4 protein-coding genes are annotated in these 4812 nt (G+C 62.4%); all 4 read right to left on the bottom strand.

The window, feature by feature from the left end:
- A partial coding sequence (locus tag EPO09_RS03455; protein WP_290640171.1) for a bifunctional enoyl-CoA hydratase/phosphate acetyltransferase occupies positions 1-796 on the bottom strand: 796 nt, incomplete at its 3' end.
- A 39-nt stretch (positions 797-835) separates the two neighbouring features.
- Positions 836-2584, bottom strand: a complete 1749-nt coding sequence (locus tag EPO09_RS03450; RefSeq protein WP_290640169.1) for an alpha/beta fold hydrolase — start codon at positions 2582-2584, stop codon at positions 836-838.
- Between the two features lie 25 nt (positions 2585-2609).
- Positions 2610-3737, bottom strand: coding sequence for an ABC transporter permease (locus EPO09_RS03445; protein ID WP_290640167.1), 1128 nt, complete (start codon positions 3735-3737; stop codon positions 2610-2612).
- Positions 3738-3742: 5 nt separating this feature from the next.
- On the bottom strand, positions 3743-4812 hold a 1070-nt coding region (locus EPO09_RS03440; protein WP_290640165.1), incomplete at its 5' end, for an ABC transporter permease.

The following is a 4812-nucleotide window of genomic DNA, read 5'->3' as shown; positions in this document are numbered from 1 at the left end:
AGGTTTCGCGGCCGATGTGGCCTTGCATGATGGCGTCCACGCCACCAGATCGGGCCAGTGCCACGGCTTGCAGGGCGGCACGCATGGGCGTGGGGGCCTCATCCCATTCGCATCCGCTCAGGTCCACGCCCAGTTCGGCGGCAATCGATTCGATGTGGGCTCTTGGGCCGATGATGATGGGCTTGATGAGGCCGGCTTTGACCGCGTCGAGCATGGCCAGCAGATTGTGGGCGGCGTCAGGGAAGACCACGGCACAGCGGATCGCGTCATGGGCCTTCGTCAGACCCATGAGTTGAGCGAAGCGCTCATGGCGGTTCAGTTGCAGATCAGGCAGCGGGCGCGCTTCGCGCTTGACCTTCTGCGTGGGCGCCATGACCTCGGCCTCACCGGTGATCACGGGCTTGCCCAACTGGTTGCTGCACAGACAGTCCAGCAGCACCATGTTCTTGTCGCGCTTTTCCTTGACGGTGACCTTGACCGTGATGATGTCGCCCACGTTCACGGGACGCACGAAGCGCAGTTGCTGGCCGACATAGATCGTGCCCGGGCCTGGCAGCTTGGTGCCCAGCACGGTCGAGATCAACGTGCCGCCCCACATGCCATGTGCGATGACCTTGTGAAAGGGCGTGTCACGGGCGTATGCCTCATCAAGGTGGGCAGGGTTCACGTCGCCACTGAGGATGGCGAACAATTCAATGTCGGCCTTGCTCAGTTCGCGGGTGAGGGAGGCGCTGTCACCCACTTGAAGTTCGTCGTAGCAGCGGTTTTCCAGCATCACAGGGGCAGCAGTATTCACGGGTTCCTCTTGGTTTTAGGGTGCTTGATTTTGTTGTGCTTATTGCTCGTGCACGTAGTCGCCAGGGGCGTCGGGCAGCTTCTTCTTCTGGCCGGGCAGGCCCATGCGAGGCAGTGCGGTCAGGCCGCTGGAGTGCGCCACCAGCCAGTTTTCCCAGGCGGGCCACCAGGATCCTTCCTGATGCGGGGCTTCGGCTTGCCAGCGTTCGGGGGCGATGTAGCGTTCGTCTGCGGCACGATGGCGAATCTGGAAGTGGCGCTTGGAGTGGCCTGGCTCGCTCACGATGCCGGCGTTGTGGCCGCCGCTGGTGAGCACGAAGGTGATGTCCAGCGGCAGCAGATGCAGTTTGTAGACGGACTTCCAGGGCGCCACGTGGTCGCTGATGGTGCCCACGGCAAAGCAGGGGATGCGGATGTCGGTGAACCATATCGGCGCGCCGTTGACTTCATAGCGACCGGTGGCCAGGTCGTTGTGTAGGAAGAGCTTGTTGAGGTATTCCGAGTGCATGCGGGCAGGCATGCGCGTGGTGTCGGCGTTCCAGGCCATCAGGTCATTGGGCTTGTCGCGTTGGCCCAGCATGTAGTCCTTCAAGGCGCGCGACCAGATCAGATCGCTGGTATGCAGCAGCTTGAAGGCGCCTGCCATTTGCGAGCCCTGCAGCACGCCTTGCTCGGCCATCATGGCCTCCAGCAGGTTGACCTGGCTGTGGTTGATGAACAGCAGCAACTCGCCGGCTTCGGTGAAGTCGCCTTGTGCGGCAAACAGGGTGATGGTGCCCAGGCGCTCGTCGCCATCGCGGCCCATGGTGGCAGCGGCGATCTCCAGCATGGTGCCGCCAAGACAGTAGCCTACGCTGTGGATCTTGCGCTCGGGCACGATGGCGCTGATGGTGTCGATCGCGGCCATGATCCCGTCAACGCGGTAGTTCTCCATGCCGAGATCGCGGTCGGCCGAGGTCGGGTTACGCCACGAGATCATGAACACCGTGTGACCTTGGTCGACCAGGAACTTGACCAGCGAGTTCTGCGGTGAGAGATCCAGGATGTAGTACTTCATGATCCAGGCCGGCACGATCAGGATGGGCTCGGCGTGAACCTTCTCCGTGGTCGGGCTGTATTGGATCAATTCGATCAGGTGGTTGCGGAACACGACCTTGCCAGGCGTGATGGCCACGTTCTCGCCAGGAGTGAACTGATCCACGCCGGCGGGAGGCAGTTTGTGCGCGATGCGGTGCAGGTCATCCACCCAGTTCAGGGCGCCACGGAACAGGTTCAGGCCGTGCTCGTCCTGCGTGGCATTGACCACATCCGGGTTCATCCAGGGCACGTTGGAGGGCGAGAACACGTCCATCCACTGGCGTGCAGCAAAGGTCGCCACGTTTTCGTGCTTGTGGCTGACGCCGGGCACGTCGCGGGTGGCGCGGTCCCACGCGCGTTCCATCACCTGGAAGGTCTGGGCATACAGGTTGTAAGGCCAGTGCTGCCAGGCTGGGGTGCTGAAGCGCGGGTCGGTGCAGCAGGTGGCCGAAGGGTTGGCCTGCATCAGGTTGGCCGCAGCTTGTTGCGCGTCTTCCAGCGTGCCTTTGACCACATCGAGTTGCTTGCCCGGTGAGACCATCAGGTGCGATAGCCAGTCCAGGTAGACCAGCATGCCGTGGATGTGCGACATGCCCCCCGTCAACTGGCCCAGCTCGCCCTGCACATGGCGGTCGATCTTGTGGACCAGTTCCTGCCATTGGTCGGCTGGAGATGTGGGTGTGGGGGACTGCACCTGGATGTCGTTGCTCATGGGATTCACCTTGTGTGTGCCGAAGTCAGCCTTGCTTGGCCAGCATCGAGCGGAATCTTGTCAGGGCGATGAAAAGAAACAGGGCCCCGCAAGCGGCCACAGCCAGCAGCTGGGGCCAGACGATGTCGATGCCCGCGCCTCGGTACAGCACGGCCTGGGTCATCTTCACGAATTGGGTGGTGGGCGAGATCTGAACGATACGCTGAATCAGCTGAGGCATGCTTTCCACTGGCGTGGCGGCGCCAGACAGCAGGTAAAGCACCACATAGACCGGTGCGGCCAGCAGCCCGAACTGCGGCATGGACGAGGCCAGCGTGGCCAGCAGGATACCCAAGGCCGTGACCGCAAACAGGTAGAGCGCTGTGCCGGCCAGGAACAGCGGCACCGAGCCCAGCAACGGTACGTGCAGCCACTCATGCACCACCAGCCACAGCGACAGGCTGACGGCCAGCAGGATCACACCGCCGTTGGCCAGGATCTTGGCCATGGCAATTTCGCTGGGGCGAACGGGCATGACCAGCAAGTGCTCGATCGTGCCGTGCTCGCGCTCGCGGATCACGGCCGCGCCCACCAGGATGATGGCCAGCACGGTCACGTTGGTTACGATCTGCATGACCGAGGTGAACCAGTGCGACTGGTTGTTCGGGTTGAACAGCACGTGCATCACGGGCGGCGCGGGCAACATCGATTCAATGCCTTGCTGGTGGAAGAAGTCCAGCAACTCCTTGAGGAAGATCTGGTTGAGGTAGACCACGCCCAGCCCGGCCTGCGTCATGGCCGTGGCATCGACCGTGACCTGGATGGCGGGGGCCCGGCGCGCTAGCACATCGGCTTCGAAGCGCGGCGGGATGTCGATCACGAAGATGACATCGCTGCGGTCCAGCGCCAGACTGGCCTCCTGATGGGTGATGTCGCGTGGGGGCTTGAAGTAAGGCGGGCGGATGGCGTCGCGCAGGCGGCGCGACAAGGCGGAGTTGTCGCTGTCGATGATGCCCACCGAGGCATTGGCCACCTCGGCCTTGACGCCCTTGGCCGTGGAGTAGATGGCCACTGTGAATGCGAAGATGATCAGCGCCATCAGTGGCACATCACCAAACAGGCTGCGCAGCTCCTTCATGGCCAGGCGCGAGACGTTGAAGATCCATTGGCGCATGATGTTCAACCTTCCTGCTTCTTGACCAGCACGCGCGCCAGCCCCAGATAGAGCAGCCCGAAACCGGTCAGCGCCGCGTACATGGGCAGGAAGCTGTCAAAGCTCAGGCCCTTGGTGAAGGTGCCCAGGCTGATCAACTGGAACCACGATGCGGGGAAGCCTTTGCCGACCCACAAAGCCGAGCCGGTCAAGGTTGATACCGGGTAGAGCAAGCCTGAGAAGTTCACAGAAGGAATCAGGCAGATGATGGCGGAGGCAAACGAGGCTGCCACCTGCGATTGCAGGAAGGCCGAGATCAACAGGCCCAGTGCCGTGGTGGCGAACACGAAGGTCAGGGCGCCAAGCGTCAATGCAAAGAAGCTGCCTTTCAGCGGCACCTGCAGCAGCACGATGGTGAGAAAGACGAGGGTGAGGAAGCTCGCCATGGCCAGCGCGATGTAGGGCAGTTGCTTGCCCAGCAGGAACTGGCCCACGCTCGCTGGCGAGGCATACAGGTTGATGATGGAGCCCATCTCTTTTTCGCGCACCACGCCCAGGGCCGTGAGCATGGCCGGAATGATGATCAGGCACAGCATCAGCAAGCCGGGTGTGGAGGCATAGATGCTGCGGAACTCCTGGTTGTAGGAAAAGCGCGGCTCCATGCTGGCTGGCAGGGTGGGCGGAACCAATCCCGGTTGTTCTTTGGCAAAGCGCATGGCGTGCTCCAGCACGATGCCGGTGGCATAGCCGCGGATGTTCTCGGCAGTGAAGGGGCTGGCGCCATCGATGTAGAAGGCCACTTCCGGATGGCGCCCGCCGATCAGGTCTTGCCCGTAATGCGGTGGGATTTCCACCACCAAGGCAGCGTCGTGCGCTTGCAGGACCCGGTTGACATCGGCCATGTCGCGCAGGGGTTCTTTTTGCTCGAAGTAGCGCGAACCAGCAAAGTGCTCGATCAACTGGCGGCTGTCGTAGCTCTGGTCATGGTCCAGCACCGAGAAGGCCACGTGCTCGATGTCGAAGGAAATGCTCCAGGCGGCCGTGACCAGCAGGATGATGGGGCCCAGGATAGCGAAGGTCAGGCCGATCGGATCAC

This window comes from Aquabacterium sp. (genome assembly GCF_004297345.1).
In the GTDB taxonomy this organism is placed as follows: domain Bacteria; phylum Pseudomonadota; class Gammaproteobacteria; order Burkholderiales; family Burkholderiaceae_C; genus Aquabacterium.
Note: the sequence above shows the minus strand (reverse complement) of the source record. Positions and strands in the feature narration are given on the sequence as shown.